General features: G+C 53.3%; 18 protein-coding genes and 1 tRNA gene. 2 read left to right on the forward strand and 17 right to left on the reverse strand.

The features are described from left to right. Nucleotides 1–20: 20 nt before the first annotated feature. From ELY33_RS16910 to ELY33_RS16920, 3 genes are all read right to left on the reverse strand, one after another. Nucleotides 21–896, reverse strand: a complete 876-nt coding sequence (locus ELY33_RS16910) for an AEC family transporter (RefSeq protein ID WP_126949073.1) — start codon at nucleotides 894–896, stop codon at nucleotides 21–23. 69 nt (nucleotides 897–965) lie between these two features. Further along, entirely contained in the window at nucleotides 966–1,889 is a 924-nt protein-coding gene (locus ELY33_RS16915; RefSeq protein ID WP_126949074.1) for a LysR family transcriptional regulator, read from the reverse strand. A gap of 150 nt (nucleotides 1,890–2,039) precedes the next feature. Next, entirely contained in the window at nucleotides 2,040–4,172 is a 2,133-nt protein-coding gene (locus ELY33_RS16920; protein ID WP_126949075.1) for a TonB-dependent receptor domain-containing protein, read from the reverse strand. Between the two features lie 393 nt (nucleotides 4,173–4,565). Here ELY33_RS16920 and ELY33_RS16930 point away from each other — a divergent pair, with 393 nt between their 5' ends. Then, nucleotides 4,566–6,419, forward strand: coding sequence for an ABC transporter ATP-binding protein (locus ELY33_RS16930; protein ID WP_126949076.1), 1,854 nt, complete (start codon nucleotides 4,566–4,568; stop codon nucleotides 6,417–6,419). A gap of 22 nt (nucleotides 6,420–6,441) precedes the next feature. On the opposite strand, the gene ELY33_RS16935 is transcribed toward ELY33_RS16930, so the two are convergent. Beyond that, on the reverse strand, nucleotides 6,442–7,017 hold the full coding sequence (locus ELY33_RS16935; RefSeq protein ID WP_126949077.1) for a hypothetical protein: 576 nt from the start codon (nucleotides 7,015–7,017) through the stop codon (nucleotides 6,442–6,444). 142 nt (nucleotides 7,018–7,159) lie between these two features. Here ELY33_RS16935 and ELY33_RS16940 point away from each other — a divergent pair. Next, nucleotides 7,160–7,236 (forward strand) — tRNA-Ile (locus ELY33_RS16940). Nucleotides 7,237–7,252: 16 nt separating this feature from the next. On the opposite strand, the gene ELY33_RS16945 is transcribed toward ELY33_RS16940, so the two are convergent. From ELY33_RS16945 to ELY33_RS17005, 13 genes are all read right to left on the reverse strand, one after another. Next, complete coding sequence (locus tag ELY33_RS16945; protein WP_167470110.1) at nucleotides 7,253–8,284, reverse strand: tyrosine-type recombinase/integrase; 1,032 nt, start codon at nucleotides 8,282–8,284, stop codon at nucleotides 7,253–7,255. 249 nt (nucleotides 8,285–8,533) lie between these two features. Next, nucleotides 8,534–9,241 carry a GIY-YIG nuclease family protein gene (locus tag ELY33_RS16950; protein ID WP_126949079.1) on the reverse strand — a complete coding sequence of 236 codons (708 nt, stop codon included), beginning with the start codon at nucleotides 9,239–9,241 and terminating at the stop codon, nucleotides 8,534–8,536. Between the two features lie 39 nt (nucleotides 9,242–9,280). After that, nucleotides 9,281–9,592: a hypothetical protein gene (locus tag ELY33_RS16955; protein WP_126949080.1), complete on the reverse strand. Its 312-nt coding sequence runs from the start codon at nucleotides 9,590–9,592 to the stop codon at nucleotides 9,281–9,283. Nucleotides 9,593–9,655: 63 nt separating this feature from the next. Next, a complete protein-coding gene (locus ELY33_RS16960; protein ID WP_126949081.1) occupies nucleotides 9,656–10,090 on the reverse strand; it encodes a hypothetical protein in 435 nt (144 codons plus the stop codon). After that, nucleotides 10,087–10,911 carry a hypothetical protein gene (locus ELY33_RS16965; protein WP_126949082.1) on the reverse strand — a complete coding sequence of 275 codons (825 nt, stop codon included), beginning with the start codon at nucleotides 10,909–10,911 and terminating at the stop codon, nucleotides 10,087–10,089. Before ELY33_RS16965 ends, ELY33_RS16960 begins: the two co-directional genes overlap by 4 nt. Before the next feature lie 233 nt (nucleotides 10,912–11,144). Beyond that, entirely contained in the window at nucleotides 11,145–11,555 is a 411-nt protein-coding gene (locus tag ELY33_RS16970) for a hypothetical protein (RefSeq protein ID WP_126949083.1), read from the reverse strand. Next, the gene (locus ELY33_RS16975) at nucleotides 11,556–11,768 is read right to left on the reverse strand and encodes a hypothetical protein (protein ID WP_126949084.1); all 213 of its coding nucleotides are present in this window, start codon (nucleotides 11,766–11,768) and stop codon (nucleotides 11,556–11,558) included. It abuts the gene before it with no gap. Between the two features lie 174 nt (nucleotides 11,769–11,942). After that, nucleotides 11,943–12,140, reverse strand: coding sequence for a hypothetical protein (locus ELY33_RS16980; protein ID WP_126949085.1), 198 nt, complete (start codon nucleotides 12,138–12,140; stop codon nucleotides 11,943–11,945). Beyond that, entirely contained in the window at nucleotides 12,137–12,382 is a 246-nt protein-coding gene (locus ELY33_RS16985; protein WP_126949086.1) for a hypothetical protein, read from the reverse strand. Before ELY33_RS16985 ends, ELY33_RS16980 begins: the two co-directional genes overlap by 4 nt. Continuing rightward, entirely contained in the window at nucleotides 12,354–12,980 is a 627-nt protein-coding gene (locus ELY33_RS16990) for an HNH endonuclease signature motif containing protein (RefSeq protein ID WP_167470111.1), read from the reverse strand. Before ELY33_RS16990 ends, ELY33_RS16985 begins: the two co-directional genes overlap by 29 nt. Nucleotides 12,981–13,153: 173 nt before the next feature. Beyond that, a complete protein-coding gene (locus ELY33_RS16995) occupies nucleotides 13,154–13,642 on the reverse strand; it encodes a single-stranded DNA-binding protein (RefSeq protein WP_126949088.1) in 489 nt (162 codons plus the stop codon). 36 nt (nucleotides 13,643–13,678) lie between these two features. Then, nucleotides 13,679–14,290: a lambda exonuclease family protein gene (locus tag ELY33_RS17000; protein ID WP_126949089.1), complete on the reverse strand. Its 612-nt coding sequence runs from the start codon at nucleotides 14,288–14,290 to the stop codon at nucleotides 13,679–13,681. Further along, entirely contained in the window at nucleotides 14,277–15,023 is a 747-nt protein-coding gene (locus ELY33_RS17005) for an ERF family protein (RefSeq protein WP_126949090.1), read from the reverse strand. The genes ELY33_RS17000 and ELY33_RS17005 overlap by 14 nt, the downstream gene beginning before the upstream one ends. Between the last annotated feature and the right edge of the window lie 14 nt (nucleotides 15,024–15,037).

Here is a 15,037-nt window from a genome sequence, read left to right on the forward strand (position 1 = left end):
GAAATGCTACGTAATAAAGGCTACATAAGAAATGCCAGCAGCACCGGCAGATACACCAGGGCAAGCAGCGTAGAACAGAAAACGAGGCTGGCAACATACGCCGGTTCCCGCTGAGCACGTTGGGCGAATAAGTAGTTAAATACCGCCACAGGCATGCACATTTGTAGTATCAGAATGCTTTGCGCCAATGGGGGCAGACCAATCCAGCCCGCGATTAACCACGCTGCCCCAGCCGCAAGGGGGATGCGAACCAGACTGAAACCGATACCGGAGCGCAGGCTTTTTACCTGGATGCTAGCGAGAGAGACACCGAGCGTGATCAGCATAAGCGGCACGGTGAAACCTGACATGAGGTCGACTGTATTGGCCAGCCAGGGGGGAAGTGATGTATCGGTTAACAGCAACGCCATGGAAATTAAAATGGCATATACCGTGGGCGTTTTAAGGAGTGTTTTCGTAGGGCTTCCGTTGCTATTGAGAACGGCCCCTAAGGTGAACTGAAACAGCGATACCGTCACCATCACCGTAATGCCGTAGGCAAACCCTGCGCTGCCAAAGGCATAAAGTACCACGGGTAGCCCCATATTGCCGGTGTTGGGGTACATCATCGGGGCGAGTAATACGCGCCAACTGCGGCGCAACAGTTTGGCTACCACAACGCTCGCTGCACCCATGGTGAGAATCACCATGGCCGTGGCAAACATCATTTGCCCAAAGCTATTGGCATCGATATTTGCCCCAGAAAGTGAGGCAAGTACCAGCGCTGGTGTGCCGATGTTAAACACTAAACGAGTAATAAAATCGACGGGGTAGGGATGCCCTAAGCGTACCCACAAATATCCCAGACCAGCTCCGGCGAGTACCGGCGCCATGACGGCAAACAGTTCAGCGAGCATTAACATTCCTTGACGATTATTAGCGGCTCATTGTCGTTAATTAGGCCGCTAACTGGCAAGGTGAATTACTTAATCAGCGTTAGCGGTGGAGTGACGGGCTTGCCATGCGGCGGGGACTTGCTCACGTAAAAACTCAAGCAGTGCGTTAACCCGGCGCGAATGATGGCCGTAAGCGTACAGCATGGTGATCGGTAGTGGGGCGGGTTCCCAGCCAGGTAAGCAACGGACTAAATCGCCGGGATGATGCTGCTCACGTTTTTCAACCACCCAATGGGGCAGTAGCCCAATACCTTGGCCATAGGCGATGGCATCAATTTGAAGCACGGTCAGATCGACTCGAAACCGAGAGTGGGGAGCATTAAATAGAAAGTCATCGTGATGAGTATGATGTAGCAGCAGGCCACTAGACGCGCTATCAAGTAAATTAATCCACGCATGTGCCGCTAATTCACTGGGATGCTGAGGGCAACCGGCGTTGGTAAGATAGCCGGGGTTGGCATAAAGGCCACGGCTCAAATGCCCTAAGCGCTCTTGGTTGAGACCGCATTCGTGCGTTGCCCCTAGCCAGATGTGCACACTGTTACTGTGCATGTTGGTGGGTGGAGATTCTCGGGTGTGAAGCGATAATTCTACTTTGGGGTGGCGGGTAAGAAAGGCATCAGCGACGCTGGCCATCCAACCGCGAGCAAGAGCGCCATGTACTTCAAGGGTTACTTTCCCGCAGATCTCCTCACGCAGTTCTGCTAACGCTTCCTGGCTATGTACTGCCATCGCCAGCAGTTCTGTGCAGTAGTTATGAAACAGCAGACCTGCTTCGGTTGGGATCATCCGATTGGCTTGACGCCTGAGCAGTGGCTGCCCCAATCGTGCTACTAACTGGCTAATACGGCGGCTAAGCGTTGATTTAGCAAGCCCTAGCTTTTGTGCGCTGAGTGTCAGGCTGGCGGTGGTCATCACATCGGCAAAGGCGGCGAGTTCATCAAAATCGTACATGGTCGTGGCCACTGGGCAACAATTGAAACGCGATTGTGCCATCTAATGATGTTAATGAAAATAATTATCATTTGTTTTTGTCGTTAGCTCAAAGGCCAAGGCAGCAAGTTTTCATTGAAACCGTAACGCCAATCTACTCGCTAGCAGCGTTTAGAACTCGTAGCGCGCTGAGAGCCACAGGCGACGGCCTTCTTCACTGTTGGCATACACATTGCCAAAGCGAGCGCCATCACCATAAGCACGATAATCAACAAAGTCGTTATCGAACAAGTTGTAGAGAGTGGCACTCACGTTAAATTGCTCAGTAAATGCGTAGCTGCCGCCTAAGTGGAACAGCGAATAGGCTTTAAAGTCGCCCAGGTCATCGAAAGAGGGGGCGCCTCTAACGCTTTCACGGTTACGATAACGCTCACTGCGATACTCGGCGGAAAGCCAAGTGTCCAGCTGGGGCGTGGCTTGCCAGCGCAGCGTGGCATTAAACGCATGCTTCGGCGTATCAGTGAGCGGCTCGCCACGATTGTTGCCGCTTTTTTGCTTGCTATCGGTGTAGGTGTAGTTGGCCGATAAACGCCAATCAGGCGTGAACTGGTAGCTCGTAGAAAGCTCGACACCTTGGGTGACGGCTTCATCAATATTGATGTCTTGGCTATAGACGCCGTCAGGTACGAGCGGATTGTTCTCAACAATAATGTCGTTGCCGCTGGCTATCTTGTCGTCGAACTCGTTATAGAACAGCGTCGCGCTAGCGGTGAAGCCTGCCTGGTTATCGTAATGTGTACCAATTTCACTGCTGGTACTGGTTTCTGGCTCTAGGTCTGGGTTACCAATCGTCAGTATGGTGCCCTGGCCCGTGACGCCATTAATGCCTGCATGCAGCGCATTAAGCGAGGGCGTTTTGTAGCCTCGGCTAACGCCGCCTTTGAGCGTCCAGTTGGGGGTTGTGTTCCACACCAAATAGCTACGCGGGCTGAACTGGCTGCCAAAAGCATCATGGTGATCGTAGCGGCCGCCAAGCGTTAGCGCCAAATCGTCGCGCAGCATCCACTCATCTTCCGCAAAGAGCGACCATGTCGTTTGCTCGAAGGTTTCGTTTGCCAACCCGTCATCGAGCTCTGCATCCCACCACTGCAAGCCCACTGTGGTGATGTGGTCGCCTAACGGCATGACATATTTGTTATCTAACACGGTATTCGTGGTTTCAAGCTCCCGGGGGGCACCGCCCACAATGCCTGGGAAACCGTCATAAGCGACACCGATTTCACCGGGAATCGTGCGGCCGTTGGTTTCCGTGGTGTTACGCATTAGACTGGATTCGAGCGTGCCTGATGCGAAGCGTCCAGTGTGGCCAATAGCAATCTGTTGACGCTCAAATCGCAACTCGTCGGCGTAGCCATTCGCGACACCTGGATCTGGTGAACAGCTACGGGTACGGCCGTCCAACGTGCCGAGTTGGCATTCATCGTTGTTGTAGCGCTGCCGATTAACTTCACCATCTACCCAAAGGTCATGATCGGTGTTTGGCGTCCAGGTTAATTTACCGCCGAGATTATAGACATCGCCCTCTACCGGGCTGGGGCCACGCTGGCTAACCTCGATTAGGTTTCCGTCGCTATCGGTGTAAGTCAGTTCTGATGTATCACGCTTATACAAACGGCCACGAATCTGAATACCAAGCGTATCTTGAATAAGCGGGCCGCTGGTATAAAGATTGATTTCACGTCGATCACCGAAATCACGATCTTCATTGAAGGTGTTTTCAATTCCCACGGAACCAACCCACTCACGGTCTACTCGGCGGGTAATGATGTTGATGACCCCGCCCATCGCGTCAGAGCCATAGAGCGTCGACATGGGGCCGCGAATCACTTCGATATGTTCAATACTGGAAATCGGCGGGAAAAAACGGGTGGAGGTTTCGCCAAAACCGTTAGGCGTAACGCTGCCAGCAGCATTCTGTCGGCGGCCATTGATCAGGATAAGAGTGTAATCGCTGGGCATCCCACGAATGCTGATATTGCTGCCACCGGTTTTGCCAACCGCCCCACCAACATCGACACCCTCTACATCACGCAACGCATCCGCCACGCTGGTAATGCGTTGGCGCTCAAGTGCTTCACGCGTTACAACGGAAATGCTAGCGGGGGCATCCACCATTGCCTGCTCAAAGCCACTGGCCGATACAACAATACTATCCAGTTGTTCAGACGCTTGAGCATAAGCTGCAGTGGCAGTAACGCAAAGAGCGACGGCGCTGGCTAAGGCGTTGCGAGTAAAGCGTGACATGGTGATCCTCTGAGATAAAACTTGTTTGCTAATGAAAATTGTTTGCTAATGAAAATTGTTATCAAGAGAGGTGGTGATTTTAAGAAGAAAAGTTCCTATGTGCGAGTTTGTTTCATCGAACATTGTGTTGCTTAATCTCGAACAAGATTGCGTGAAAAAGTGATGGTGTTGCATGATCTCGCTAGTGCCTGTCGCTATTCAGACAACTTAATTGCTATCTATGGTGATCATTCGCGATAGGCAAATCATTACTCAGGGCGCGCCGGCTGAGGTGGTTACACGCTACTGCTAGCCCCCGACACCAAAAGCCCGCTGCTAGCGAACGTTCGCTGAGTGGCGTAGCCTGCTTAACCTCGCTCAGATGTATAACGTAACAATCGAAAAGGTACCGATGTGGCTTCTTCAACGCCTCGTTCTCACGCTGAATCTTCAGAAAATACAGGCGCTCACAGCCAAAGTTTTCAAGCGCTCGTCAGGCTGCTGCGTTACGCAAAAGGCTATCGACGGCGGATAGCTGCGGCTACTGCCTGCTCCATTATCAACAAGCTGTTTGATATCGCTCCGGAAATTCTGATCGGTGTGGCGATTGACGTGGTGGTGAACCAGGAAAACAGCTTTGTCGCGCGCTTGGGGTTTGAGTCTCCTCAGGAGCAGATCACTATTCTTGCGGTGCTGACGTTCTTTATTTGGGCAGGGGAATCGCTGTTCGAGTACCTGTTCCAAATCCTTTGGCGCAACCTTGCTCAGCGGTTGCAGGCCGATATGCGCCAAGACACCTACGAGCATGCCCAGCGGCTGGACATGGCGTTTTTCGAATCGAAAAGCTCCGGCCAGCTCGTTGCTACCATGAATGACGATGTTAACCAGTTGGAGCGCTTTCTGGACGGCGGTGCCAATGCATTGATTCAAGTCGGCGTAACGGTGGTGGCAGTGGGGGCAGTGTTCTTTGTGCTGTCACCGCTGATTGCACTACTAGCGTTTACCCCTATTCCGCTGATCATCTGGGGGGCGTTTTTCTTCCAGCGCAAGGCAGGGCCGCTGTATAGCGATGTGCGCGAAAAAGTCGGTGATTTGGCCAGCCGACTTTCAAACAACCTGAGCGGCATTGCCACTATTAAAAGCTTCACCAGCGAAACGCGGGAAGCCGAGCGGCTGCGTGATGCCAGCGAAGCCTATGTGGAAGCCAATCGCCGCGCGATCCAGGTGAGTTCCGCCTTTATTCCAGTCATTCGCATGGCGATTTTGGCGGGGTTCCTGGCGACCTTTACCGTTGGGGGCATGATGGCGCTGAACGGCGACTTAAACGTAGGGGCTTACGGGGTATTGGTTTTCCTGACTCAGCGTTTGTTGTGGCCGCTCACTGGTTTAGCCCAAGTGATCGATCTGTTCGAGCGGGCAATGGCCAGTACCAAGCGAATTCTTGACCTGCTGGAAGTGCCGATAACTGTAAAAGACGACAGCACGACGCCACTGACTGCGCCAGTGAAAGGCGAAGTGCGTTTTGAAGCGGTGAGCTTTCTTTATCCCTCTAGCCAAGTGGGGGTGAGAGGCGTTGATCTGCATGTGCCTGCAGGCAATACCTTAGCGCTGGTAGGCGCCACTGGCTCCGGTAAATCGACCCTGATTAAGCTACTGCTGCGTTTCTACGACCCAGTCAGCGGCCGTGTGTTGGTTGACGGCCAGCCGATTACAGAGGTCAGCATGCACTCGCTGCGCCAAGCGATTGGCCTCGTTAGCCAGGACGTTTACCTATTTGAAGGCAGCATCCGTGACAACATCACCTACGGCAACCCCGATGCCTCGGAAACCGAGATCATTGATGCTGCTAAAACAGCCGAAGCCTGGAGCTTTATTGAAACGCTGCCTCAAGGGCTGGAAACGCCGGTCGGCGAGCGGGGCGTTCGGCTTTCTGGGGGCCAGCGCCAGCGGCTCTCGCTGGCCAGGGCATTGCTTAAAGATCCGCCGATTCTGGTGCTGGATGAAGCCACCAGCGCGGTGGATAACGAAACCGAAGCGGCCATTCAGCGTTCACTAAAGCGTATCGCCCACGGCCGTACGGTGATTATGATTGCCCACCGGCTTTCGACCATTGTGCATGCCGATGAAATCGTGGTGATTGAGCAAGGCCACGTTGCTGAGCGAGGCAACCACTCAAGCCTGCTGGCGGCCAACGGCCACTATGCTGCTCAGTGGCGGGTGCAAACCGGTGCCGCCCAGGCAGGCGATGTGGAAACACTCAGCCACTGAGATGGGCGTGATTGACAGCGTGCTAGCGGTTCACCAGAAGGGCATTCAAGGTGACGGGCACATGCTCGTCGATCTCCTGATAACCTAGTAACGACAGCACGGTTCGCACCGTGCTGTTGGCCATCAGTGCTCGGCCATCCATCGCCATGGGTTCGGCGTGAGTAACGCGCACCTCGTTTAACCCTTCCCGAGTAAAGCGCAGGGGCACCGACTCTTCTTGGCTGATCAAATCGGTTTGCACTCGAAAGGTCAGTGTTTCCACTATAGATTCACCCATATCCAAACCATCCAATCGCTCCGGCGGCATTTGCGCGACCAGCGTAACTAGCGTGGTATTGGCCAGCAAACCTACCCACGGCGGCAAATCACCAAAACGGGTAAGTAAATCGGTCTGGCTCAGGCGCAACGGCAGGCGTAGGGTGCCATCGTCAGAAATATCACCCTGCAGATTATTCACCTGATGATGATGAGTTTGCGGGGTATCGCCATCTAATTGTGTAATGGATGCCTGCACCTGCGACTGGCCAGGGTCCAACTGCCAATCCGCATGAACCGGTGCCGCTAACAACAGCGGGATAAGAGCAATCAAAGCTTTCACAGCGCGTCTCCTCAATAGGAACTCTCTAGCAGACCCCAGGGTTTTCAATAAGTGCCCCTAAAAAAATTCCACTATCACCACAAGATAGCGTGACAAGGGGTAGCCTCGCCCGAACACATTCGCTATTATATGCACGCTTTTCGGGCCTATAGCTCAGTTGGTCAGAGCAGGGGACTCATAATCCCTTGGTCGTAGGTTCAAGTCCTACTGGGCCCACCATCTTTTCCTTTCTATTTCATCGCTTTATCAACTTCAGTCCCTTGCTTGCCTCTGCTGTGGTCGCGTTTTGGTCGCATATGCGCGGGAGCTTATCTTGTATTCCGTCTAGCTTGGCGTCGAAGAAATGCGCGTAGCGACTCGTTACCGTTAAGCTGCTGTGCCCAAGTAGTGCTTGAACCGTAGTCATTGTTTCGCCCGCATTTGCTAGAATGGAAGCGTAGGTGTGGCGTAGGTCGTGAAAGCGCAGGTCTGGCCTTCCAATAATAGCCCTAGCTTTCTCAAAACTATTCCTCAGTCGCGTGTCAGTCGTTGGGAAGGGTAACTCTGCCAAAAGCCCCATCGCTTCGTCTGGCACCGGCACCACTCGCGCCTTGCCGTTCTTAGTCTGGTTTGGTCGCAGCACAATGCGACCATCCTGAATGTTGCTAGGCACTAGGCTAAGCAACTCGCCCCGCCTCAACCCTGTTAGGCACGCCATTACCACCAGCCGCCTATCAACCTCCCTGTGATCCGGTATAGCTGCCACTAGCGCCCTGATTTCATCCTCACTCAGATAGACGTGCCGCGCATTGCGTGGCATAGGCTTACGCAGTTTTGCATCCAGAGGTCTGTCTATCCAATCCCATTCCCGATACGCCAGCGACAACACCCGCTTAACGACTTGGGTGCGGTTGTTGATCGTGCTCTGCGACTTGCCCGACGCCTTCACCTCTTTCTGCATACGCCTTGCCGCGTCCAGCGTTTCTTGACCAATCAGCACACCAGGGGCGTGGTACTCAAACCATCGCGCTACCCACTGAATACTATTGGCTTGGCTGGACACGTCGTATTCCTCAACCCAGCGTGCCAACCCTTCCATAAATGATCGGCGTTCTTGCCGTCCCATCGTGCCGTTAAACTCAGCCTCAATTAATTCCGCGTGACGCCTCGCAGCGTACTCGCGGGCTTGCTTTTCCGCTTCAAAAGTCCGCTGATGACGTTTGCCGTTACTGGTTTCTGTGACGACCCAAACGCCTCGCGCTTCTCGGTATCGTGTCGTGACTCCCATAACCTTTCCTCTTTTTGAGAGCCGCGCTTGCATCTATCAATGTATGCCAGCACGGCGTCACGCTCAAATCTTACATTGCCCTCAATAGCGACATAGCCAATTACGTCTTTTAGCGCATAGGCTTTGCGGGTGCTGACAGACAGCATCTTTGCCACGTCGTCAGGCTTTAATAGTGGCTGCATAAAAACCCCAGGCAAAATAAAACCGCCATCTGGCGGAAGTTTTAAATAAAGCGAGCTTTCTGCTGGGCTAGGCCGATTTTCGCTTATAGCCAATCAACGCTGGCAAGCTAAGCGGCGCATGATGGCCATTGTCGCCATTGAGAAGTCCGTTTAATTCTGGCTGTAAAAAGTGAATATAAAGCGACTCAAGTACATCTAGGTCTTGCGCGTCACATGGCACAAAGGCAAATCGATCAAAGTCCTTTTGTTTAACATGAGCCGCTACGCGCGAAATAATGTTTACGGACTGCCCGACATAAACAACATTTTCATCTTTTATTAGAAAATAAACACCAGTCAAATGAGGCGTCTTTCCGCTGTTTTTCACAATTTCTTTGGCAGTAAGAAGCCGCCTGTCAGTTAAACTGCTGCTGAGTTGGTGCATGTTTATTTGGTGAGGCATGTTTGTTGTGGCGGCTTCTAACTCCGCATACCTAGCCTCAAGTGAGGCCAAAGTATTTCTGACGCGCTCAACTTTAGGTGGTCGTACAATATGATTCTTGGCTCTTGCGCGAGCAATAATATCTATAGGCCTATAAAGATTCTGCCTGCTCTTTATAGGCTTTCCCTTGTTTTCCCATCGATAGATGTACCCCGCCGCAGTAACTCCATCAACCTCTATTAGCTTGTTCATCCGAGACTTACCAATCCACTGTCTGAAAACTTCGCGCGGAATAAAGTCAGGTCTCCCGTAGCGCTCACATAGCTGGCTAGTACTTACGTATTGCTCTTGCATGGTGTTCTCCTGAAAAAAGAAACTGAACCAAGACGGCTTTTACCAAACCTCGGTTTCGATAAATTCGCCGCACACATGCTCCCGCGGCGTAACGATATGGCCGGAATCAATTCGCATGGTTACGTTGTCCCAGCCCAACATTGACACCCTATCAATGCCCGTCACAGGCGCTGTTCTCGTGCATTCACCCACGCTTGCGCCCAGCGGGTCCCAGTGATCGCAGCCTGCGCAGCATGGACCGTTCTTCACGTAGAACTCTTTAATGTTTTTGCGGGCCAGCGCCTCTTTTTCTTCTTTGCTTCGCACGATGCGCATTAAGAACCGGCTTGCCGCTACCTGCTCAATGTCCATACTTTTCTCCTGACAATAAAAAACCGCCTCTTGGGCGGCGTTATCGGTGCTTAGCGCTTCGGCTCACTTCATCACCCTCATCACGTAATACTCATCCCATATATGCCTAACATTTACATCGTTGTGCGCTCGCTGCATTAGCTCATTACGCAAATCAGTCAGCTCGTTAGGCGTGGCCGCTTGCCCGCACTCTGCTGACTGCTCTGCTATGTAACGAGTGCCGTCATCGGCTTTGCATGCGCAGTACGCAGTCACATGCCAGCGCAGCGGGGCGTGAGTAGCAAACGCAGCTATATCCTCATGCTTATGCGTCGGTACATGAGCGCCAAACTCCCAATCGCCATCAAGCTCATCCCCCAAGTGTCGCAGCGTCAGCACGGCACCTCGCGACCATAGTTCAGCGCGCTCTCTATACGCATCGTAGGCTTTGCGGTTAGCACCCAGCTTGCGGCGGCGCTTCTCTACAGCGCCTTGCTGGCGTTTCTGTGTGCGGTTCATGGCTGCGCCTTGCGGTAGCCCATCGCGATAAGTGTTCGTGCTAGCCACCTATCGCATGAAACACTTATGCCATCAGGCTGGGTTTCGTGTATGCGCTTAATGGCGGTTGTTAGATCATCCTCTGCCCGCTGCTCTTGGGTGCGGATGGGGCGAAAGCACTCCGCGCCAAAAGCATCTAGGCTCTTAACTTTATTGTCTCTCAGCTCAACGGTGAACGCCGCTACCATCCCAGCCTGCTGCTGAAAATGAGCGATTACACTGCACTCATGCCACGCTTCACAATAATCTACTTCACACACCGTACCCACTGGCGGTAATCCCTCGCCATTCCATTCAGCCTCCCGCAACTGCCTTTCTTTCAGCGCCCACTCTTCATCCTCCTCGGGCGTGCATACATCACGTTCAACGCGCTTTAGGGTCTCATGCCATTTGTGACCTTCGGGGATTTGGCCCTTTGTTGCCTGCTCGCTGCACATAGGCTCAACGTTCCATCCTGAGAATCGAGTGGAGTACACTGTTATTGATTCGGGCTTTTGGCCCCATGCCCAATACCATTGGCCGGTTGAGCCTTGAATCTTATATTTAGCTTCAGGAGGCGCTGCCGAATCATCTGGCTCGTTGATTAGCTCAGTTCGGCGGGCAAGCCAGTCGCTCTTATCAATAACCTCGCTGCCATCATCAAGCAGGGCAGTGCACTGCCAACCGCTGTGATATATTGACCATGCGCCAGGTGCATCAGGTGCCGGCACTTCACCATTATTAAAATCAGGCCAATGCGGCCACTCCATTGCCAGCTTCGTCAATAATTCATCACGCTTCATAAATACCTCGCATAAAAAAACCGCATTAGCGGTAGTCTTTAAACAGTCTCGTCATTAGCCGCCGGTGCAGCGATCCGCTTGGCGCTGGGGAGTTTGTCGAGCATATTCCGTACACCTAACTATCACTGTGCGGCCGTCGCGCCTAAGCTGTGGCATGGATTCAAAAGGTAGGCTGCTGCAATTTCTCAAGGCGTGGGTGCAGGTTCGGCACATCCCGCCAGCAGGCTGGTGGATCATCTTTCACACTCCATCTTCTGCCTTAGCGCTATCTGCATTTCCTCGGCAGCCTTGTGAAGGTCGCGTTCCTTCTCTAGCTCGGCAATGCGCTCAGTCAATAGCGCATTGGCTTCACGCTCGCTTTCCAGCGCTTCGGGATTGCACTCGGCATGCAGACGCTTGGCTGCGGCTTCCATATGTGAGCCGTGTTCTTTGGCAGCATTCATGCCCATCCTGGCCAAGCTAGCTTGTCTTTTGATGATGGCGTCGTGTACATCCTTGCGCACATACTCAACGGCCTCTCTTTCGTCGTGATGCTCGTTGGGCGTAGGATCATCGCACCAGACATAACCAAGCCGACCATCGCTTGCATCGGGAATTAAATAGATGCGCTCTGTTGCTAGGTGTTTAATGTCGTTAATGTCCATTTATGCCACCCTCAATCTAGCCAGTTGCTTTGCCTGATCCGCAATATCACGGCGCAGTCGAATGTTGTGCTTTGCGTTACCGTCTGCCTCGGCAATAGCTGCCAGTTTTTCATCAAACAGCGTCATCATTTCGCTGATCAACTGATCGTGCAGGCGCTCCATTGCGGCGCTATGCCGTCGATCAAGCGTGCCCGCGTGTACGGGTATCATCATGTTTATCTCCGGTAATGACGTAACGGTCTGCGCTTGGCCCCACTAGCGGCTTTTGCTTTGGCGCTAAGCGCCACGGGAAACGGTGCAAGCACTCATCGCATTGCTTGGTGTTCATCGACATAAACAGTCGCAGGCGAGTGCAACCGCATCGTGGGCATTGCTTGGTGGTGGGCTTCATAGTCCAGGCTTCAAAAAGTCGTGATTAGCGCGTCGGCTTAACTCAGACGCCAGCCAGCGCCGGCAGTGGGCTTCTCGCGCTACGTCATGTACGCGCTGCGCTTCACGTATATGCGCAATCACGTAGCGACACTCTTGATTCCAGAATCGCCGGTTTCGCTTGCGGCATGTGCTGATTTCGTCGTAGGTGGTCATACATCGCCTTTAATCCGCTTCACGCCATCATGGGGAAGAAAGTCGGTGCCTTGTGTTTGGCCAGTAGTGCGCAGGTAGTCAACCTCAACGCGAGCGCTGTCGATGATCGTGCTAGCCACGCCCTGAATAGCTTTGCCGCGGTCCACTTCGCGCTTAATGCCTTCGGCGTCTAACTCTTCATTACCCAAGCGCTCTAGCTGCGCAAACAAGTGCTCACGCAGATCGGTGATTTTCGTTTTCAAGTTCTCGGCTCCTGCGGTTCATTTTGCGAGATAGCGCACCCTTCAACTGGTAAAGCTGCGCAATCTCAGGCCCATAACGGTGGTAACTGTTTCGCTGCATGTTTTCGCTGCGACTGATTAGCTCAAGATTGGAAGGATCGAAATTGCGCTTGTCGCCATCTCGGAAAAGCACAACATAACCATCGGGTATAGGGCCGTATGCTTCCTCCCAGGCGATGCGCTGCACCTCTACCCAGTCATGTAGTGGGTAACCCGTATCTGTCATTTTCCGCTGCAAGTAGCCTTCCTTAGTGACGCGCTCACTTCCGATAGGCTGCCAGCTGTGCGGCTTTTGCCCTGGCTTAAACCTGCCTTTCTCACTGCCTGGCGGGTTAAACGGTATGCCTTTATTCCACGGCTGTTGACCTTTCTTAAAGCACCCACGCCTTGGCGGCACATAGTCATCCGCTTTCGTCAGCCCTAGTTTGTGAGCCCTTGCGGTGATAGCCTTCTCGGCACGGCCAAAAAGGCGCTCAAGTACGCGTATTTCGTTAACAGGGTAGAGACGGCGCATATCCTCATCATCCTGCGGTGACCAGGGCTTGCCGTGGTTTCGCATCATCACCTCCTTTAAGTGCCGCTCTCACGCGGCGGCATACGGCTTGCTCACGGCCCTACTGCTAATGCAGTGCCGCGCATCCTGTCGGGTAGCGCGTTAAGGAGCGGAACCGCGCAAGCTGGTGCAGTTATTCGCCCCACTGCATCCTAGGGTAAAGTTGATAAGTTATTGATCTAAAACGGGATTTCCGAGTCAAAATCATCATGCTGACCTGGATCAGTCGCGCCATAGGCTTGATGCTGCTGGCCTTGCGGCGGCTGGTTTTGCGGCGGGCGCTGTTGCTGGGCCTGCTGATAGTTCTGCTGTGGTTGTTGCTGCGGCTGCTGCCGTGGCTGTTGCTGCTGCCCGCTTTGCTGACTGCCTGCAAGCGTCAAATCATTAAGCCGAAGCGTCACAGCAAAGCCCTGGCTGCCATCGTTCTTTTGGAATTGGCGGGTGCCAAGCTCGCCGGTCACGCCTACCTGCTGGCCTTTAGTGAGATACTGCACCACGCCACCCTCTGCGCGCTTACCAAACAGTGCGCAATCAAGCCAAAGCGTTGACTTGTTATCGCCATAGCCCACATCTACAGCGACAGGAAAGCCCGCTACTGCTGTGCCGTTTTGCGTGCTGCGAACCTCAACATCACGCCCAATTCGCCCAATTCCGGTAAATACGTTCATGCTCGTTACTCCATTAAAAAGCCCCTTTCGGGGCTATTAGGCAGCCATGACTAGCTGCATTCGTTTGTCTAGCTCTTCGTAGAACGCTTCTACGCGCTCGCTGATTTTGCGAATCATCACTTCATCGCGGTAGGCTCGCTTAACGAACATCGGCATGCCTGGGTAGTAGCTAATAAAGTCAATCCATTCGCGCTCGCTGACCCACAACCCTCCTTGGCATTGGGCGATATGCTCCTTGGGAATCTCGCCATCCAACAGCACTTCAACCTGAAACTTGGGTAGCTTCGTTTTAATCTCTGCCAGCCCATCATTTCCAATCAAGCTGTCAGGGGAGTAGCCAGCACCATAGTTAAGGATGATGCCCACTTGCTCCAATTCCAGCCCGTAGCGCTCGGTGTAAAGCTCCCTGGCCATTGGCTCCAATAAATGCCCGCGCTCGGTGTGGCGATTGCCCTGGAAGGCGTCGGAGGGTTCCTCAGTGATGCGCTCACCGATAAGCTGGTTCATGTAAGTGATAGCGCCGGCACCAAAGCCAGACGGCCCCTTGCCATTAACCAGCAAGCATTGAAGTTCGCTCATGGTCACGATGCCCATGCGGGCTAAGTGCCAAGCCTCAGTGCCTTGCTCTAGCTCCTTAATGACCTGCATTAGCCGTCTCCTGCTGGGCAACGATCTTGCTTAGCTGCGCTATGGTGCTATCGAACTTGGCCTTCGGCACTTTGCTGGCGTCGCCATAATTTGATGCAAACCACTCCTGAGTAGTCTCTGGGCATGCGGCCAGCGCCTTAGCTATCTGCGCAGACTGGAAGGATGTAACTAGCTTGGTAGGCGCTGATGACTCACCATCATCATCTTCGCCGCGTGTAGTGATATTGAGCAGCGAGCAGATCACGTATCGCTTGCCGTAACTGGTAGAGCTACCGAAGGCCTGGACTGCATTTTTGCTACCGCTGGTGTCAGCAGGCAAAATCATTGCCGTTTCTTCGCGGTGCCCGCCTCTGTGCATCAATACGCCGGTGACCTCAACGGCTCTATCCAGAGTCTTGACGCGGAAGCTGACCGCAAACCCATGACGCTGGAGGATAGGGCGCACCTCATCAACAATATCCTCAAGACTCGCGTAATTGCCGTTATGCGATTTGCCACGTCTAGTGATGCTTGGGATTTCTGACTGCATGGCCGCCATTGCCGCGCTGTAGTCGGCGGAGGCCTGTCGATCCATGACGCGCTCCTGCATTTGCAGCAAGCGCTCCATCTTGTCAATGTCCACATCTGGATTCATCGCGGCCCGCTCAATCACCTGGATGATGGCGGTGGCCTCATTGCGCGGCGCTTCAACGGATAGCGCTGCCTCTTGTGTTGTCGCAACTGCATTGCTCATATAAACTCCTTAGC

The organism is Vreelandella andesensis (assembly GCF_003989795.1).
GTDB classification, from domain to species: domain Bacteria; phylum Pseudomonadota; class Gammaproteobacteria; order Pseudomonadales; family Halomonadaceae; genus Vreelandella; species Vreelandella andesensis.